We start from the raw sequence: 19,350 nt of genomic DNA, 5'->3' as shown, positions 1-19,350 counted from the left end.
GTTTATGGTACAACTATTAATAGTCGGAATTGTTTTTCTAGCGAAAGATAGTGAAAATTCTAATTTTGACGAAAAAATAGGCCTTCTGCAGTTGAACTATTTAAACTGTATGGTCTTTATCGGCGATATTCTGCTAATCAGCATGGAAGGTATAAATAGGGTAATCAACGCAATCAAGATCAACGCCAGGTTTAGCCAAATAACTGTTAGCCAGGAGATATCCATCGGGACAAAGGATACGTAGTAAACTGACGGATCGAGCTTGAAAAAATGTGTACTGCGTTGGAAAAAATAAAGTGCAATAGCAAGAAAATTCCCCAACAATAAGCCATATCCAATTAGATAGAGCGAATTATAAAGGAATACCGTTCGGATTTTTCGATTCTGCATACCCAAAGATTTCAGGATACCAATCATCGGGGATCGCTCAAGAATACTGATCAACAAGGCTGATATCATGTTAATCACTGCAACCACAACCATCAGCACGAAAATGATATTATCGTTCATATCAAGCATATTCAACCAGTTGAAAATATCTGGCATTTGTTCTACGACATTGGTCGCATATAACTCGATAGGCAGCTGGTCATTGACATCTTGCGTTGTCTTCGCAAGTCGATTAAAATCTTTTACGCGAACTTCATAACCGCCCGCTTCATTTTCAGCAAGAGTGTTCAGCTTTCGAATCAGTGATAAAGAACCGATTACATAGATTTTATCCAGTTCTTCCGAGTTTGTTGTATAAATCCCGCGAATTGTGAATTTTCGTTTCCTGACTGGTTCTTGGATGAAATACATGATAAAATCATCTCCGACTTTAAGATTTAGTCTGTTGGCGATCAGCGTGGAAATCAGCAATTGATTTTCGGCATTCTCGGCTTTGAAATCAATTGGCTCGCCTTCAATGATCGTTTTGGAGAGGAATTCTTGATCATAATTCTGATCAATGCCTTTCAGAAGGACACCTTCGACTTCCCCCTTAACATTCATAATTCCCGCCTTAGTGGCGAAAGGATAAACATTGATTACATTGCTGTCTGCCTCTAGCGTTTGAATTTGACTTTTTGTAAGCGAAATTGGCGTATTCACATAAGAGTCGTTACGATCATTTTTTAAGATGATGACATCTCCAAAGAAGCCGCGTTGCTTATCGGTGATTTCACCTTTGAATCCTCGCAATATGGCTACAGCCATAATTATCGCCAAAATAGCAAGCGTCAAAGCTCCTATCGTCACTCGCACGATAAGTTTCGAGAAAGTACGATTTCCAGATAGTGTAATTCGTTTGGCTAAGAAAAATGGAAAATTCAAGCTTAAATTAAATTTGTAACTTCGCAAAGTTATAAAAATTCGTTTCACAAGCGAATAATTTACATTATCAAGATTCTAGTATGCGTATAATTTTCATGGGCACCCCCGATTTTGCAGTTGCCTCGTTAAAAGCTTTAATAGATGCAGGTGAAAACGTAGTTGCCGTCGTAACGGCTCCTGATAAGCCGGCAGGGAGAGGTCAAAAGCTTCATCAATCTGCTGTTAAGCAGTTTGCTGTCGAAAACAACCTGCCCGTTCTACAGCCTGAAAAACTGAGATCTCCAGAATTTATCGAGGAACTTCGCTCCTATCAGGCAGATTTGCAAGTTGTCGTAGCTTTTAGGATGTTGCCTGAAATCGTATGGGATATGCCGAAAAATGGAACGGTGAATGTTCATGGATCATTGTTGCCAAATTATCGTGGTGCTGCCCCTATTAATCATGCCGTCATTAATGGAGAGAAGAAAACCGGCGTAACGACTTTTTTGCTTCAGCATGAAATTGACACTGGAAATATTCTTTTGGCAGACGAGGTTGAAATTAAAGAAACGGATGATGCTGGTACGGTGCATGATAAACTAATGAACCTTGGTGCTGCACTAATCGTTAAAACAGTCGCAGCTATTAAGCAGGGAACAGTAAGTCCAATCCCCCAAAGTGGACTAATTAAAGAGTCTGAGATTAAACATGCGCCAAAGATTTTTAAAGAAGATTGTCAAATTGATTGGGATAGGGATAATAGCACCATTTACAATTTTATCCGTGGTTTGAGCCCTTATCCAACAGCCTTTACGCACTTGGATAATAAAGTTCTGAAGGTATATAAAACGGAAAAAGAACTTGTTCCGCACAGTTACGAAGCAGGTAGTTTCATCAGCGATGGTAAGACTTACCTGAAAGTTGCAACCCTTGACGGATTTATTAAACTAAGAGAAATTCAGATTGAGGGAAAGAAGCGGATGGACGTCGCAGATTTTCTTAGAGGGTATAAATCCGGAGAAACCATTATAGTTCCTTAAACTCCAAGATATCGCCAGGCTGACATTCTAATGCCCTGCAAATAGCATCCAAGGTACTCAATCGAATAGCTTTCGCTTTCTGATTTTTTATGATGGATAGATTTGATAAGGTTATTCCCACTTTGTCACTCAATTCATTGAGTGACATTTTCTTTTTAGACATCATCTGGTCCAAGTGAATCATAATCGGCATACTGTTTATATTTATTTCAGTTTCAAATTCAAAACAAAATGTTACTGAAAATGTTTTAGTTACTAGATAATAAATGGTGAGAAGTAAAGTTTAGATAGTAAGGAATGTAATATTATAATTGCGGTATTCGGGAGACTACAATATTTGGAATGATTTTTGTGAATAGTTTTACCTCAACTCACCACCGCTAAGTAACTCATTATGAGTTTATAATTTACAATTATATTAGAATTTAATGAAGAAATTTCGCTATGTTTGCGAACATTTCAGAATAGAAAGGTTTATATTATTAAATGAGACAGCTCAAAATTACGCAATCCATCACCAATCGTGAGTCCCAATCGTTAGATAAATACTTACATGAAATTGGAAAAGTAGATTTAATTTCAGCAGAAGAAGAAGTTATTCTAGCACAAAGAATCCGCGAAGGTGATCAAGTAGCATTAGAGAAATTAACAAAAACCAATCTTCGCTTTGTCGTTTCAGTTGCAAAACAATACCAGAATCAAGGTCTAACATTAGGTGACTTGATCAATGAGGGCAATTTAGGCTTAATTAAGGCAGCAAAACGCTTCGACGAAACTAAAGGATTTAAGTTTATCTCCTATGCGGTTTGGTGGATTCGTCAATCTATTCTTCAAGCAATTGCAGAGCAATCTCGTATCGTTCGTCTACCTTTAAACCAAGTAGGATCATTAAGCAAAATTAGTAAGGCCTTCTCGAAATTAGAGCAAGAATACGAACGTGAGCCATCACCAGAAGAGTTAGCAGATATCCTTGAAACAACCGTTGATAAGGTTTCTGATACATTAAGTAATTCTGGTCGCCACGTATCGATGGATGCTCCATTCGTGCAAGGAGAAGAAAACACATTACTTGACGTTTTAGAAAATAGCGACCCTGATACAGATAGTTCATTAATTGATGAGTCATTATCTGAAGAGATTAAACGTTCGTTAGCAACACTAACGGAAAGAGAACGCGAAATTATCGTTCTGTTCTTTGGATTAGGATCTAATCATCAATTGTCACTTGAAGAAATCGGCGAAAAATTTAGCTTAACTAGAGAGCGCGTTCGTCAAATTAAAGATAAAGCTTTACAGCGACTACGCCACACTTCTAGAAGCAAGATTCTTAAATCGTATTTAGGATAGAAATTTTATTGAAAGCATAAGTGAAGCGCAATTTAAAAATTGCGCTTTTTTTTTATCCAATTTATATTGCTACAGGTACAAAAAAATTGCCTTCACTACTAGCAAAGGCAACTCTTTAATCTTGATAAAAGAAAAATTATTTCTTGTGCAATTGTTCGTATAGATCAATTACTTTTTTCTGTAAATCAATTACTTCAGCTTCACGAGCCTGTAATCTCTTCTGTAATTCATTAACTTCATTTTGGATTTGTTTATCTTCTTCAGGATCTGAAGTAGATAAAAGCTGTACTAATGACAGTCCAAATAACTTTGAAATTTGGTTTAACCTTGAAAGATTAACATCTGTAATCCCTGTTTCAATCTTTGAAAACGCAGGAATCGAGATATCCAATCGCTTGGCTACATCCTCCTGACTCCAGCCCTTCTGGTGTCTAAGTAATCTAATTTTTTTTCCTAATGCATTCATGGGTAAAATGTAAAATATTTATTTATTAAGTAATTATCAAATTTAAACAAATAAAGTATATTTCAAAATGCCAATATTAAAATTTTAGAAAATTTTTATAAGTATCTTAAAAATTTCTTAAAAATTTGTCCGCAAAGCTTGACATATTTACCCCATTGTAATTGTTTGAACTCATAAATAGCAAATTGTAGCCTGTTGACTTAAAACCCTCTAAAAAACGCTCTAAATCAGCTATTTGTGTTATCACTTGGAATGATGGATGATTGAAAGCTTGAGTTAAATTTTCAATTGCATTATCCAATACTATATTTTTTTCCTTTAAAAGAGAAATATTCACAAAAACGGCTGCAAAATCAGACTCATTCATGCTGTTGGTGTACTCTTGAATCACATGACTATCGAGGCTATCGTATGCATTCAACTCAATTACCGTCACGAGCGCTTGATTCGGGAATTGCTCTTTGACCGCATGTATACTCGATCGTAATTTCGACGGCGTATGGGCGAAGTCCTGATAAACGACACTGCCATTCTGACTTGCGACAAATTCTAGATAGCGAATAGAACTCTTAAAATCTTGGATCGCATGATAGAACTCATCCCGCTTGACGCCTAACCATTCACAAACGGTAAAAGCTCCTGCTACATTGGAGAGATTATGTTTTCCAAAAATCTTTAAAGGAATACGATCTTCACCGTGGTTTAGATAGGTTACTCCTTTATTTATCGAATACTCCGGGAGCTTGTATCCATGACGGTTTATTTTGATATCCATCGTGCGCTCTACAATCGTTCTAGTGCGCTCATCGTCTTTATTATAGATTAGGGTGCCTTTCGGAACAATCGTTCTTATAAAGTCCTCAAATTGCTTGTAGTAAGCTTCTTCGCCAATGACCGTTTTAAAGTGATCCCACTCAACACCAGAAATCAAAGCAATATTAGGTTTGTATTCTAAAAACTTAGAATGCTTATCGACAGAGGATGCAAAATATTCATCGCCCTCGATGATGATCAAGTTGTGGTCAGGGTTTAGTTGTAATAAATCGTCAAATCCTTCCAACTGAGCACCAACCAAGTAGTCAAACGGCTTTCCGAGCTTCTTTAACACATGCATAATCATGCTTGTGATTGTCGTCTTACCGTAAGTTCCTGCAATTACCACCCGTATTTTATCGGCGCTTTGCTCATAAACGAATTCAGGAAATGAGTAAATTTTAAGTCCTAATTCCTGTGCCTTTTTCAACTCCGGATTTTCTTCCTCGGCATGCATCCCAAGAATGACCGCGTCGATATCCTCAGTAACTTTGTCGGGAAACCACCCTAGTTCTTTAGGAAGCAGTCCAGCTTCAAGTAAATGAGATTTAGATGGCTCGACAATTTGATCGTCAGAACCACTTACTTGATGGCCTTGCTCGGCTAAGTTAATAGCCAAATTATGCATTATGCTTCCGCCAATGGCAATAAAATGAATACGCATTTAATTAGCTTTAGTAAACTTGGCTGCACACCAATTATCGAGAACTTTATTTTCCACATATTGGAAACCAACTGAATCGGCCTTTTGTTTGAGAATTTCCAAGTCTTCACCATCATAGAATCCAGACAGATACAGTTCCCCTCCATTTGCTAAACAGGTAGAATATGTTTCTAGTTGATCTAGCAAAATATTCCTGTTAATATTAGCAAATATAGTATCAAAAGTCAAACCTTCGATAGCTTCCTTGGATCCCAATTTAGCGGCTATATTGTCAACATCATTTAATTGGATGTTCTCAATGACGCTGTCTACACAAATCGGGTCGTAATCCACAGCAAGCAATTGCTTTGCTCCTCTTTTCGAAGCAAGAATGGCTAAAATTCCTGTACCACAGCCCATGTCCAATACCTCTTTAGCATTGAAATCATTTTCTAAAATAAAAGAAAGCATCATGGAAGTCGTTTGGTGATGCCCCGTACCAAAGGACATTTTCGGATCTATGATAATCTGATAAGGGAACTCCGGACGATCTTCGTGAAATGTCGCACGGACATAGCATTTATTGTCTACAAGAATCGGATTGAAATTACTTTCCCATAGTTGATTCCAATTTTTCTCTTCAATTTCCTTTACCTGATAGTCTAAGTCAAATCCATCAACCTCACTTAGTAGTACAGATTCCAAAGCTTGTATATCTAAATTAGCAGAAGGGATATAGGCTTCAAAACCTCCATCAATATCTTCGAAAGTATCAAAACCAATTTCTGCTAATACAGAAATTAGCAAATCCTTTTGCCAGTCTTCAATAGTTGAAGATGTAAAAGTAACTGCTGAGTATTTCATATATTATGCGTTAAATACACTAATAATTTGTAAGAAATCGCGAGATTTCAAAGATGCACCGCCAATTAGACCACCGTCAATATCCGGTTGTGAGAATAAACTTTGAGCATTGGATGGATTAGCACTTCCACCATAAAGGATAGTTGTGTCATCAGCAATAGCATCACCATACTTTTCAGCAACTGTTTTGCGGATAAAAGCATGCACCTCTTGTGCTTGCTCTGGGCTAGCCGTTAATCCTGTTCCAATTGCCCAAACTGGCTCGTAGGCTAAAACAACAGACTTAAACTGCTCTGGGCTTAAATGAAATAAACCTTTGCTTAGCTGCGTGTTGATGATATCGAAGAAAGAACCAGACTCGCGCTCTTCCTTTGTTTCGCCAATACAGAATATAGGTTTCAAATCATGTTTCAATGCTGCATCTACTTTTTCAGCTAATAACTCATCAGTTTCGCCGAAATAAGCTCTGCGTTCTGAGTGTCCTAAGATAACATAAATCGCGCCAGTAGATTTTACTTGAGAAGCTGATATCTCGCCTGTAAAAGCACCTGATTCCGCTTGATGAATATTCTGTGCACCTATTGCCACATTGGCTACAGGAGCGCTTAATTTAGCTAACGCCGGCAAATGAATAAAAGGACTACATACTACAACTTCTTGATTTCCTCTTACCTCATCTTTAACCATGTTCACAATTTCTGAGAAAAGGCTCACACCTTGCTCATAGTCCATGTTCATTTTCCAGTTTCCTGCTACGATGTTCTTACGCATAAATTATATATTAATGGTTGATTAATTGCACTCTTAAAGTTTCTGTGTCCTTGTAAACACGTTTTATAATTTCTTGATCTAATAAATGGTTTCCAGCTCCAACATCCTGCTTTCGTTGCAACATGTTGAAAAACCGATCCAACTGGTAGTCGCTGTACGTCTTGTCAGTTAACCAACTAAAATCTGGAACAAATTTGGGAATAAATTTCGACAATGCTATTTGAGCACCAACGCCAATCACCGTTCCAGTATTAAACGATGAATTGATAGCGGACATCGCATAATCACCCATCATCAGACCACATTTTAGTTGCTTGCTATCTCGCATCTCACCGCTAAAATAGTCATATAATTTGACTGTGCTCCAGGTATTCTTCAAGTTCGAATTACTTGTACCCGCTCCTAAATTGCAGCCTTCGCCAATTACCGAACAGCCGAGATAGCCGTCATGACCTTTCGCGCTGTTCCCCCATAGAACAGCATTATTCACCTCACCTCCGATAGTGCTTCGAGGACCTATAGACACATTCTCATACAGTCGAGCTCCCATTTTCACTCGAGCTCTATCTCCAATTCCTACATAACCTCGTAGAAAACTGCCCTCCTCTAAGTTGGCATCCCTTCCAATGTAAATTGGCCCATTTAGGCTATTTAAACTGACGCCCTCAACCTGAGCACCTTCTTCGACAAAAATCCAATCACCAAAGACCATATTATTACCGCTCGGTTTTGCTGAACTTCTTCCTTTCGTCAGCAGATTAAAATCAAAAAGCAATTGTTTTTTATTGTGCAGATAGATGTCCTCCGGATACTGAAGTTCATCTAAGGCAAAATCTACTGCCACCGGTTTAAGATCTGAAAAATTAAAATCAGAACTGCTGGGAAGTGTTTCGGTTTTTGCAGCGACCCACGCTCCTTGATGGTGCAGATATTCTCCGACAGAAATTCTATCAATCGCTTCCAGCAGATGATCTGACGGTAGAATTGTCGCTTTTATAACCAGCTTATATGAAGTATCGGAAGTAACTAGCGGAAATGCGGCTTGTAAATAATCTATAGTCAAGTAGCTAACCTCACTTTGGAAGATCCTGCGCCACTTTTCATCTATCGTACAGATACCGACACGCAGATTTCCAACCGGCCGTACAGCACAAAAAGGCAACAATTGCCTACGCCATTCGGCATTGTCATATAATACGATAGAATAAGACATAAATTAAAATAAAATTACATAAAAAAACCCGATAAGCTAATGTTATCGGGATCTTCTTTAATTTCTTTTAGGAAATAAAACTTATTTCTTGTTGTAACGGCTACGGAATTTATCAATACGTCCTGCTGTATCAACTAATTTCATTTTACCAGTGTAGAAAGGGTGTGAAGTGTGAGAAATCTCTAATTTCACTAATGGATATTCAGTACCATCCTCCCAAGTAATGGTCTCTTTTGTGTCAACACAAGATTTAGTGATGAAAGCGTAGTCGTTAGACATGTCTTTGAAAACAACTAATCTGTAGTTCGATGGATGCAAATCTTTTTTCATTTTATCTTATGATTACTATATATTCAACAATTGAGGTGCAAAGATAATTTATTTTTTCATCAAATACAAAAAACCATAAAATTTCATTCCACATCGTGTTAATAAAATTCCTTTGCTTTTCTATCGCTGAGCACTCAACGTGCAAAAATTGCAAATTGCTTTGGATTTCGCAAGCGAAATAGCATATAAATCTCCTTTTTTTGCCTTCCCATATCAATTAAGTAGTTCTAATTTCCTACTTTTGCAGTCAATTTAAGTTCGAAAAACAACTTGCATGTTTTCCTTCGAAATTCCAAGAAGATTAAATTTTCTTATTGGCCTTTAAAAACAGACACATTTCAGAAAAAATGAGTATCGTATTATCAGAACAAGAACAACAACGCAGGCTAAACCTACAAGGGATGATCGACCTAGGAATCAACCCTTTTCCTGCCGAAGAATTTGTCGTTAATGCAACGGCAGAAGACATATTAGAAAACTACGAAAGAGATAAACTCAACTATAAGAACATTCAATTTGCAGGGCGTATCATGAGTCGTCGTGTAATGGGGAGTGCTTCTTTCATTGAATTACAAGACTCCACAGGGCGTATCCAGGCTTATGTAAAGCGTGATGACATCTGCCCTACCGAAGATAAAACCCTTTACAATACAGTATTCAAAAAACTTCTTGATATCGGTGATATTGTCGGTATTAGAGGATATGTATTCACGACGCAAACGGGCGAGATCAGTATACACGTCGAAGAGTTGAAAGTATTGACGAAGTCTTTACGCCCTCTTCCAATCGTAAAAGAAGCGGATGGTAAAACATTTGATGCCTTTACAGATCCAGAACAAAGATACCGCATGCGTTATGTGGATTTAATCGTAAATGCACAGAATAGAGAGATTTTTGTAAAACGTACGAAGCTCTATAATGCAATGCGCGAATATTTCAACAACGCAGGATATATGGAGGTTGAAACCCCTATCCTTCAATCGATTCCTGGTGGTGCTGCTGCACGTCCGTTCATTACACACCATAATGCGCTAGATATTCCATTGTATCTGAGAATTGCAAACGAACTCTACCTAAAGAGATTAATCGTTGGTGGCTTTGATGGTGTTTACGAGTTTTCTAAAAACTTCCGTAACGAAGGAATGGACCGTACGCATAATCCGGAGTTTACAGCCATGGAGATCTATGTTGCTTACAAAGACTACAACTGGATGATGGATTTCACCGAGAATCTTCTTGAGCACTGTGCATTAGCAGTAAACGGAACGACGCAAGCAACATTCAACGAACATAAGGTAGACTTCAAAGCGCCATATCCTCGTATTAGCATGACTGAGGCAATCAAACAATTCACAGGTTTTGATATTACCGGCAAGTCGGAAGACGAGATTCGTGAAGCTGCGAAAGGCTTGGGAATCGCGGTAAATGAAACAATGGGTAAAGGTAAATTGATCGATGAGATCTTTGGCGAAAAGTGTGAAGGAAACTTCATCCAGCCAACGTTCATCACAGACTACCCTATCGAAATGTCGCCATTGACGAAAAAACACCGCGACAATCCAGAATTGACAGAGCGTTTCGAACTCATGGTATGTGGTAAGGAAATTGCAAATGCATACTCTGAGCTGAACGACCCAATCGATCAACGCGAAAGATTCGAAGACCAACTAAAACTTTCAGAAAAAGGAGATGATGAAGCGATGTTCATCGATCAGGATTTCCTACGCGCTTTGGAATATGGAATGCCTCCTACCTCAGGATTAGGAATCGGAATGGACAGACTAATCATGTTCTTGACGAATAACCCTTCGATTCAAGAAGTATTGTTCTTCCCTCAAATGCGTCCTGAAAAAGTAGCTAAGGTTGCGTCGGTAGCAGACTACGTTGCTTTAGGAATTCCAGAAGGATGGGTACCGGTACTTCAAAAAATGGGTTTCAATACCATCGAAGCATTAAAAGACGCCAATCCAAACAAGGTTTTCAATGACCTGGGCGGAATGCGTAAAAAAATGAAATTAGATATAACTATGCCAACGAAGGACGAAGTCCTTGCTTGGTTTGCATAAATACTGCGCAGAACGGCTGCTGTAAAGTAAAGTTTCCGAATCAAGGTAATTATAAAGCCTCACAAATTGTGGGGCTTTTTTTGGTCCGCTTATTACAATCAATTAATCTCCGATTAAACGACCCTGCCTTCAAACAAAATAGGCGGTTTTAGACTTTTATCCATATCATCAACGAAAGGATATGATATGAAATACATGATACCATTATTTCTCCTGAGCACAATCCTCGCCTGTGGCACCTCTTCAAATGGTCCTAAGAAACCTAAAATTGAAGGTAACTGGCGTTGGACAATAACTACTGGAGGATTTGCTGGAACAACAACCACTCCGGAATCGACCGGCAAACAAATTCATCTTCAGATAACAAAAGACAGCATATTCACATATACAGATGGTGAGCTGCAAAGAGCAATTCCCTACAACCTCCAATTAGGTAAAGTTATAGAATCGCAAAAAATGGAATGGTTGATCCATAACGGAGAGCATAAAACATCCATTTATAGAAAAGACAGTTTACTTCTCATGAATGAACAATGCTATGATTGCTTTAATCAAACATTTGTGAAAATGAAAGAATAAAAAAAGGGCTGTCGTTTGACAGCCCTTATTATACCCGATTAATCGGTCAATTTTAATTGTTGCTATTTTGCAGGAGCATCTGGCAATAAGATAAACTTAAACAAGCGATCTTCTTTCAGATATTTGTTCGCCACATCTTTAACAGATTTAACAGTGACCTTGTCAAGATCATTTAAATAACGAGTTATATACGTTGGATCTTCGTTCAGTTGGTAAGCCGAAAGTAATTGACTCATCCAGAATCCGTTTTCTTTAAGACTCAATTCCAATTGACGTTTCTCCTCAATCTTGAATTTATCTAAATCAACTTGCGATGGTCCATTAGCTTTAATCTTCTTAAATTCATCTAAAGCTGAAGCAATTAATGATTGGTATTTATCAACGCTCGTTCCGAAGGAAACATGAATACTATAGCGAGGCTTAGGGTTTTTAGAGTATCCTGCGCGCGCACCAGTACCATAAACTCCACTCTCCTCTTCGCGCAAGCGCTCCAACAAACGAGTCGACAATACTTTCTCTAGCGCATCCATATTAACATTCTCCATGTCATTGTATGTATAGTCGCCATAGATCGATAGACGAACATTTGCTTTTGCCTCTTTCCCTTTATTTACAACAACGTCTTTACCTTTTGCAGGCTCGTAAATTCCTAAATCTTTAGCCGATTCTTTGCGCGAGGTTGTAGGTAGTGCAGCAAGATAGTTCTCCAAGTACGGTTTGATTTCGTCCTCTGTTACTGAACCAACGATGACGAAAGTAAAGTCCGAAGCGTCTGCAAATCTATCTTTGTAGATTTCCAAGGCACGCTCTTGATATACCTTCTCTAACTCTTCTTTGCCATATGGCGTACGACGAATGTTATTACCGTATAAGGCATTCATCGTAGCCTTTGAGTAAACAAAGTTAGGATCATTGTCTCTATTCGCTAGCATGTTCAATTGCTTGCTAATGATACCTTGGAATACATCGCTTTCAATTCTAGGTTCCGTAAAATAACCATAGATCATTTCGAATGCCGTTTTCAGGCCTTCCTTATCTGTGCTTCCAGAGATACCTTCCGAACGCTCATTGATATACGGGCTAATGTTTACATCCTTGCCTGTTAAGTACTTTTGCAATTCGAACGTATTCAACTGTCCAATACCACTTGAATTGATTAGATTACCGGCAAATGATGCAGACATGTATTCAGCATCCGAATAAAGTGAAGTACCACCTGGACTAAATGCATTAATTAGAATCTCATCGTTCTTGAACGTCGTTGGTTTAAGAACAACTTTAACCCCATTGCTCAAAACAAACTCCTTCGTATTAATTTTATCGATAGATTTTTCCGACTTGATGCTTCCTTTCACCGGCTCTTTAGAAAGCATAGGTAAATCAGAAACTTTATCATCATAAGCCGTCAATTGTTCGTTATCAACATCACCAAACCAAGAGTTTACAGTTTGCTCGTCAGGCAATTTATCTTTCTCTGCATCTGGTGCTAAGATTACAACATCACGGTTCGTGTCAACATAGTATTTTTGACCAATTGCTTCAACCCCTTTCAAAGTTAAGCTCGGCAATAATTGCTTAGTAATTTGATATTTATCTTCGTTACTTAAAGCGGGACCATTGTTCAAGAAATGATCAAGATAGGTATTTACATAACTATCAGACTTCTTTTTGCTGCGCTCAGTATAGGCTGTTTCGTTGTTTTTATTCAATGCTGTAATAGCACGCTGAAACTCAGTAGCTGTAAATCCAAACTTGTCCACGCGGTCTAGCTCACGAACCAAAGATTTAAAGCCCTCTTCAAACTGTCCAGGCTTGGAAACGAAAAATGCCGAAAGGTTATCTAAACCTCCCATAAATTCACCAATATCAATTCCCCCTTGGATAAATGGAGGATTCGCAGATTGACTCAACTCGCCTAAACGAGAATTAATCATCTGGTTATATACTGCCTTCATCAATGAACGACGGTAGTCTCCTACTGTATTCACTTTATCTTCCGGATGTTTAATAAGAATCTGTCCGATCGTGTAGGTCATTTCAGGATCCGTCACTTTGATGAATTGATTTTGATTAAGCAAATCAATCTTATATTTCGTGCGCTCTTTCGATTTCGAATTTACGCGCATGTCTGAAAACAAACGCTTGATTTCACTTTCAATATAAACAGGATCAACATCACCAACTACGATAATCGACTGTAAATCCGGACGATACCAATCTTGGTGAAACTGACGAATTACTTTAGGATCAAAGTTCATCACGACTTCTTCTGTACCGATCGGTAAGCGGTCGGCATAGCGAGAACCATTTACTAACACTTTCAAGAACTGATCGCGCATGCGCTGCATAGCGCCACGGCCACCACGCATCTCTTCCATGATGATACCACGTTCTTTATTGATTTCGCTATCTTCTAACATCGCATCCTGGGCCCAGTCGCGCATTACTTGAAGACCATTCTTCAACAATTCAGGATCATCCGATGGAATTGGGAGTTGGTAAACTGTTTCATCAAATCCGGTGTATGCATTTAAATCTGATCCAAAGCGAACGCCTGCTTTTTGCAAATAATCAACTAATTCATTTTTTGGAAAATGCTTTAGTCCGTTAAAGTTCATGTGTTCCAAGAAATGTGCTAGTCCTAACTCTTTCTCAGTTTCTACGATAGAACCGACCTTGACCGCTAAATACATCGTCACGCGTTTCTCCGGCTCGACGTTTTTACGTATATAATACTGAAAACCATTTTTCAATGTTCCAGTTTTAACCTCATTGTCGAAAGGAAGCTTAGTATCCCATTTCAGGGAGTCTTTTTGAAGTATGACTTTCGCCTCTGTGATTAAGGGACTTGACTCATAAGCCGTTGCAACTTCCGCAGTAAAAGGCAACAAAAAGGCCAGAGCCAATGGTTTTAAAATTTTCATAAAAATAATTTATCTGAATGGTTACTGATTTTTACCGAGACCAATCTACGACAATTTATTTAGTATTAAAACAACATTAATATCATTCAGAATAAATTACATATATTTAACACATGAATTGGGATACCGTAAATAGAGACTTTAAACGCTACTTACTCTTAGAACGCGGTTTAGCTGAAAACAGCATAGAAGCTTACCAGAACGACGTTCTGAAACTCCAGCATTATTGCGAATTACACGAAATAACAATCCCTCACATTACAACAAAAGAGTTACAAAACTTTTTACTGTGGATTAACGAATTTTCCATTTCAACCTACTCACAAGCGCGCATACTCTCCGGAATTAAAACCTTTTTCAAATTCTTGCAAATCGAGTATGATTACCAAACTAATCCCGCTGAGCTTATCGAAGCACCACGCATAACACGCAAGCTACCTTCGGTGCTTTCAATCGAAGAAATCGATCGATTAATTGCCGCTATTGATTTATCTAGTCCCGAGGGAATGCGGAATAAGGCGATCCTCGAGGTCCTTTATGGTTGTGGCTTACGCGTTTCTGAACTATGCAACCTCAAGCGTTCTAACCTTTTCTTAGATGTAGAGTTTATTAAGGTAGAGGGAAAAGGTAATAAGGAGCGTCTGATTCCAATTGGACAACAGGCAATCCAATATCTGAAAATATACTTAAATGAGGTCAGAGTACATTCTCCCGTCAAAGCAGGCCATGAGGATTACGTATTCTTAAACCGACGAGGTGCCGCCCTATCCCGAGTAATGATCTACATCATCATTAAAGATCTCGCCGCAAAAATCAATCTGCAGAAAGAAATTAGTCCGCATACCTTCCGTCATAGCTTTGCTTCTCATTTGGTAGAAGGAGGAGCTGATTTACGCGCCGTGCAAGATATGTTGGGACATGAAAGTATTACCACTACGGAAATCTATACACATATCGATAAAGACTATCTTCAAAGCGTCATAACCCAATACCATCCTCGCTCTTAATGCAACTTTGTATATTTTAATTTGCAACTAGATTGCATTTGCTGTATATTTGCAGCGTGATAAACATCATTAGACATTTCCGAACATCGATAGCCAGCCTCTGGTTGCTCGTTCTGTCTATGTCTTTTGGTTTTATGCTTGCTCATCAACATGAGCATTCACATGAACATGCCGAGCATTGCCATCATCATTCTCCATCAGATGAGCATGCAGACCATCAGCATGATGATTGTACATACTGTTTTCTATATTATCATCAACTCATCTCGCAATCTCCTACGTATTCATGGGAAAGTAATCCTGGAGAATTCGAGAAAAAGGTAAGTTTATCGACAGACTTGCCGTCACAGGTAATTATTAAACGGTATTTCTCAAAAGGCTTAAGAGCACCCCCTGCTTCGGAAAATAGCTAACGAGTAATCACAAAATCCATTAAAGTTTAATGTAATCTTACATGTCAAAATACCTTTTGACTGTGTTTGCCATCCTGATTTCTATATCAGGCGGAGCACAGACAAATACATCGGCCATCTTACGTGGCCTGGTCGCTGATGAGAATCATCAACCACTATCTAATGCAACAGTAAGTCTTACGGACGCCGACAGACAGACAAAATCTAATCATGAAGGCTCTTTTTTTATCGGAGGTTTAGATCCGAAGAAAACCTATAGACTTAAAATAAGTGCATTAGGCTTTCATGACTATACCCAACGGATCAATCTTTCGAAAGATAGTGTTCTGCATATTCACCTGGTTCAGAAAACAACTGAATTGGATAGTGTGACCGTTCAAGCAAGTCAACAAGAACAAGTTTCTGCCGTACAGCATAAGCTTAATCAAAAACAAATTGAAGAAAGCAAAGGCAAACTTGCCGCAGAAGTATTTTCAAATCTTGCGGGGGTCACTTTATTAAAAACCGGACAGACAATCGCCAAACCAATCATCAATGGTTTACACAGCAATAGAATCCTATTATTGAATCAAGGGGTAAAACTGGAAAGTCAACAATGGGGTGCCGAACATGCTCCGGAATTGGATGCTTTCTCAGCCGATCAATTCGAGGTTATTAAGGGTGCACAGGCCGTAAGATACGGTGCAGATGCATTAGGCGGTGTACTGATTGCTAAATCCGAACCTATCAACCCCGAACATCCGCAAGGGCGTATAGATCTAATCGGACAGAGTAACGGCAGAGGCGGTTCGCTTAATGCGGAAATTGAAGGCGGAATCGCTGCAATCCCCAATCTTGCCTGGCGTTTGCAAACATCCGGTAAGAAACTCGGAAACAGCAAAACCGCAAACTATTATTTAGGAAATACCGGCGCAGAGGAATTAAATTGGAGCACTGTATTGCAGTACCAAAAAAACAATCACAAATGGGATGTTTTCTATTCGCGATTTGCGACTCAAATAGGTATTTTCTATGGCGCCCATATTGGAACAATCGATGATATTTTTGCAAGAATAGAGCATGGAAAACCTTTAGAGGATTACGGATTTACATATGATATCGCAGCACCTAAACAAAAGGTAGATCATCAGCTTGCAAGACTAAAATACCAATACCAATTTCAGAACGAATGGAAGCTGGATGCACAGTATTCCTGGCAGAGAAATCATCGTAAGGAATTCGATATGCGTCGAGCAGTTGCAGATGATGTACCAATGTCGGATATGTTATTGTCGACCCAACAGCTCGAAATACTTATGAAACGCAAGCAGCATTCATTTGGTATATCTGCTGTTAGCCAAGTAAACAACAATGTAGAAGGAACAGGTACGACGCCAATTATTCCAAATTATGATAGCTACGGATTTGGAGTTTTTGGTATTCACGAATTTGCTTTCAATAAAATCAACCTAGAAGCAGGCTGGCGTTATGATTTCAAGCACTTTGATGCTGCTGGATATCGTTATCAGTACACGGAACAAACCGGAAGTACGCCTCAACAATATCTGATGGAGGACGTTCGCGATTTCCACAATGTATCGGGTTCCTTAGGTCTTCGCTATGCCATTAATCAACAGTGGACTTTCAAATCCAATATCGGGTTAGCTTGGCGTGCTCCAACAGCAAATGAACTATATAGCGACGGAGTGCATCATGGCGCAGGGATCTATGAAATAGGAAACTTGAATCTTAAAGCAGAGCAAGGCTATAAATGGGTCAATTCTATCAGTAGACGCGCGGACAACTGGAATATAGACATCGATGGATTTGTACAATACATTTCGAACTATATCTACGCAACGCCAAACCCGGACTCTGTTCGCCAAACCATTCGTGGAACATTTCCGGTGTTTAGCTACGAACAGCACAACAGCCTTTTTTATGGAGTCGATGTCAATGCGAACTGGAAAATAAACCAACTTTTCGATTATCAGCTGCAAGGCAGTTTGGTTAGAGCGAAAAATACAAGTTTGGATACTTACCTCCCTTATATTCCATCCGATAGGCTTTCACATGCTTTTCAATGGACTATCGACACAGAAAGTACAACCTATTTGAAGCTAACACATGAATTCATCGCTAAGCAGAATCGCTATGCTGAAGGAGCTGACTTTATTGCTCCACCAGCAGCATATCACCTATTCCACTTGCATGCCAGCAGAACTTTTCAAATACAAAATAACAAATTAACAAGCTCGTTAGCTGTAGAAAACTTATTAAATACCGAATACAAAGACTATATGGATCGATTCCGCTATTATGCGCATCGTCCAGGAAGAAATATCAAATTATCAATTAGTTATAAATTTTAAAAATAAAACTTAATACCATGAAAATCAGTAAATATATCGCATCTGCTATTATCGCTTTAATAACTTTAAATTCTTGTTCCAAAGATGATCCGATCCCTGTGGTTGACCAAGAAGAAGTAGGATCAGCAAGATTAGTTTTTACAGAAGTGGAAGTAGAAGCACACGGAGATCATTTTCATTACAACGACTTCGCCGGACAAGAAAAAGATAGTATCGTCTTCGAGGGCGAGCAATTCCTTCCTCCAGTTGGAGCACACATGCACCTTGAAGTAGGCAAAACTTACCGTTTTGAATTAAGAGTTTTTGATTTTGCGGGCCGTCAAAGCCAAAAAACATTCATCGATCGTGACGACCAACACTTCGCATTCTGGATTGGAGCGCCTGCAGACGCATTAAAAATTATCTACGCCGATAAGAAAGAAGATAAAACAAAAGTAAAAGTTGGAACTGTAGGCTATATCACCGTGTTGAAAGCAAGCGAGTCGTTCAACTGGCGTTATATCATGCGTCATTTAAACCCTAAAGTGAAAGAAAGTATAGATGTCGAGAAAGACATTCAAAATATAGATTTCGCTAAATTCGGCGGTGCAAATGATATTGATGTGAAGTTTGAAACGCATCTAGTAGCAGATGACCACAGCGGGCATGGTCATTAAGCTTAATTAAGGCAATTAAAAATCAATAGGTTGCCGAATTCGGCAGCCTATTGTTGTGTAAAACTCAAAAATTATATTATTTTTGGCTTGCCGCCTGCGTAGTTCAATGGATAGAATATCAGATTCCGGTTCTGACGATGTGGGTTCGAATCTCGCCGCGGGCACTAAAGAAAGGACTTTCCAAAACGGAAAGTCCTTTTTATATTTTCAATTTCATCTAATCCTTACTTTTCTCTACTACCGGTCTTATTTGAAACTCCCGCTCCCATTTTTCCAATCTATTGTTCCGAAATTGAAATAGATAGAATTCGTCGTCATAAGGAAAGTTCCGATAAGAGATAACTTCCAAGGTATCTTGATCGACAACCCCTTTTTTAGAAATGGTGTACTCCTGCCCTAAAATGCCGGAAACTTCAGATTTGCTCATGCCTAGATCAAGCCTCTTCATCTTTTCATTATTCATTACCGAAAATTGATAAGCAGAACAAGAACCCAGCAGAATAAACGCTAAACTGGCGCAAAAAACGATTTGAAACTTCATAATATAGAATTGAATAATAGATTATTTTATCGT

18 protein-coding genes and 1 tRNA gene are annotated in these 19,350 nt (G+C 38.7%); 9 read left to right on the top strand and 10 right to left on the bottom strand.

Annotated elements, in window-relative coordinates; genetic code table 11:
- Window positions 1-96: 96 nt before the first annotated feature.
- On the bottom strand, window positions 97-1,314 hold the full coding sequence (locus QYC40_RS06790) for an FtsX-like permease family protein (protein WP_301993160.1): 1,218 nt from the start codon (window positions 1,312-1,314) through the stop codon (window positions 97-99).
- 80 nt (window positions 1,315-1,394) lie between these two features.
- Here QYC40_RS06790 and fmt point away from each other — a divergent pair, with 80 nt between their 5' ends.
- On the top strand, window positions 1,395-2,333 hold the full coding sequence (fmt, locus tag QYC40_RS06785; protein ID WP_301993159.1) for a methionyl-tRNA formyltransferase: 939 nt from the start codon (window positions 1,395-1,397) through the stop codon (window positions 2,331-2,333).
- On the opposite strand, the gene QYC40_RS06780 is transcribed toward fmt, so the two are convergent.
- Window positions 2,320-2,526, bottom strand: a complete 207-nt coding sequence (locus QYC40_RS06780; protein WP_301993158.1) for a helix-turn-helix transcriptional regulator — start codon at window positions 2,524-2,526, stop codon at window positions 2,320-2,322. The genes fmt and QYC40_RS06780 overlap by 14 nt on opposite strands.
- A 293-nt stretch (window positions 2,527-2,819) precedes the next feature.
- Between QYC40_RS06780 and QYC40_RS06775 the strand changes: the two genes are divergently transcribed.
- Entirely contained in the window at window positions 2,820-3,680 is an 861-nt protein-coding gene (locus QYC40_RS06775) for an RNA polymerase sigma factor RpoD/SigA (protein ID WP_093096797.1), read from the top strand.
- 136 nt (window positions 3,681-3,816) lie between these two features.
- Here QYC40_RS06775 and QYC40_RS06770 read toward each other — a convergent pair whose 3' ends face one another.
- The 6 genes from QYC40_RS06770 to QYC40_RS06745 form a co-directional block, all read right to left on the bottom strand.
- Complete coding sequence (locus QYC40_RS06770; protein WP_149526016.1) at window positions 3,817-4,146, bottom strand: helix-turn-helix domain-containing protein; 330 nt, start codon at window positions 4,144-4,146, stop codon at window positions 3,817-3,819.
- 106 nt (window positions 4,147-4,252) lie between these two features.
- Entirely contained in the window at window positions 4,253-5,623 is a 1,371-nt protein-coding gene (locus QYC40_RS06765) for a UDP-N-acetylmuramate--L-alanine ligase (RefSeq protein WP_301993155.1), read from the bottom strand.
- On the bottom strand, window positions 5,624-6,466 hold the full coding sequence (prmA, locus tag QYC40_RS06760; protein WP_301993154.1) for a 50S ribosomal protein L11 methyltransferase: 843 nt from the start codon (window positions 6,464-6,466) through the stop codon (window positions 5,624-5,626).
- A gap of 3 nt (window positions 6,467-6,469) precedes the next feature.
- On the bottom strand, window positions 6,470-7,237 hold the full coding sequence (tpiA, locus tag QYC40_RS06755; RefSeq protein ID WP_301993153.1) for a triose-phosphate isomerase: 768 nt from the start codon (window positions 7,235-7,237) through the stop codon (window positions 6,470-6,472).
- Window positions 7,238-7,247: 10 nt separating this feature from the next.
- A complete protein-coding gene (locus QYC40_RS06750; protein WP_301993152.1) occupies window positions 7,248-8,450 on the bottom strand; it encodes a putative sugar nucleotidyl transferase in 1,203 nt (400 codons plus the stop codon).
- 81 nt (window positions 8,451-8,531) lie between these two features.
- Window positions 8,532-8,780 (bottom strand): type B 50S ribosomal protein L31, encoded by a 249-nt coding sequence (locus QYC40_RS06745; protein WP_094256557.1) that lies wholly within the window; start codon window positions 8,778-8,780, stop codon window positions 8,532-8,534.
- A gap of 347 nt (window positions 8,781-9,127) precedes the next feature.
- On the opposite strand from QYC40_RS06745, the gene lysS reads away from it, so the two are divergent.
- Both lysS and QYC40_RS06735 read left to right on the top strand, forming a co-directional pair.
- On the top strand, window positions 9,128-10,846 hold the full coding sequence (lysS, locus tag QYC40_RS06740) for a lysine--tRNA ligase (protein WP_301993151.1): 1,719 nt from the start codon (window positions 9,128-9,130) through the stop codon (window positions 10,844-10,846).
- Window positions 10,847-11,032: 186 nt separating this feature from the next.
- Window positions 11,033-11,425, top strand: coding sequence for a hypothetical protein (locus QYC40_RS06735; RefSeq protein WP_301993150.1), 393 nt, complete (start codon window positions 11,033-11,035; stop codon window positions 11,423-11,425).
- A 62-nt stretch (window positions 11,426-11,487) separates the two neighbouring features.
- Here QYC40_RS06735 and QYC40_RS06730 read toward each other — a convergent pair whose 3' ends face one another.
- Window positions 11,488-14,349 (bottom strand): pitrilysin family protein, encoded by a 2,862-nt coding sequence (locus QYC40_RS06730; protein WP_301993149.1) that lies wholly within the window; start codon window positions 14,347-14,349, stop codon window positions 11,488-11,490.
- 113 nt (window positions 14,350-14,462) lie between these two features.
- Here QYC40_RS06730 and xerD point away from each other — a divergent pair, with 113 nt between their 5' ends.
- The 5 genes from xerD to QYC40_RS06710 all read left to right on the top strand — a co-directional run bounded on the left by xerD (window position 14,463) and on the right by QYC40_RS06710 (window position 18,940).
- Window positions 14,463-15,356, top strand: a complete 894-nt coding sequence (gene xerD / locus QYC40_RS06725; protein WP_301993147.1) for a site-specific tyrosine recombinase XerD — start codon at window positions 14,463-14,465, stop codon at window positions 15,354-15,356.
- Between the two features lie 119 nt (window positions 15,357-15,475).
- Window positions 15,476-15,769, top strand: coding sequence for a DUF2946 family protein (locus QYC40_RS18570; protein ID WP_367652324.1), 294 nt, complete (start codon window positions 15,476-15,478; stop codon window positions 15,767-15,769).
- Between the two features lie 41 nt (window positions 15,770-15,810).
- Window positions 15,811-18,120, top strand: coding sequence for a TonB-dependent receptor (locus tag QYC40_RS06720; protein WP_301993146.1), 2,310 nt, complete (start codon window positions 15,811-15,813; stop codon window positions 18,118-18,120).
- Between the two features lie 17 nt (window positions 18,121-18,137).
- A complete protein-coding gene (locus QYC40_RS06715) occupies window positions 18,138-18,776 on the top strand; it encodes a hypothetical protein (RefSeq protein WP_301993145.1) in 639 nt (212 codons plus the stop codon).
- Between the two features lie 92 nt (window positions 18,777-18,868).
- Window positions 18,869-18,940 (top strand) — tRNA-Arg (locus QYC40_RS06710).
- A 53-nt stretch (window positions 18,941-18,993) separates the two neighbouring features.
- Here the strand turns inward: QYC40_RS06710 and QYC40_RS06705 are convergent.
- Window positions 18,994-19,317, bottom strand: coding sequence for a hypothetical protein (locus QYC40_RS06705; RefSeq protein ID WP_301993144.1), 324 nt, complete (start codon window positions 19,315-19,317; stop codon window positions 18,994-18,996).
- Window positions 19,318-19,350: the final 33 nt, after the last annotated feature.

Source organism: Sphingobacterium sp. BN32, from assembly GCF_030503615.1.
Taxonomy (GTDB): domain Bacteria; phylum Bacteroidota; class Bacteroidia; order Sphingobacteriales; family Sphingobacteriaceae; genus Sphingobacterium.
This window is presented reverse-complemented; position numbering and strand designations above follow the sequence as displayed.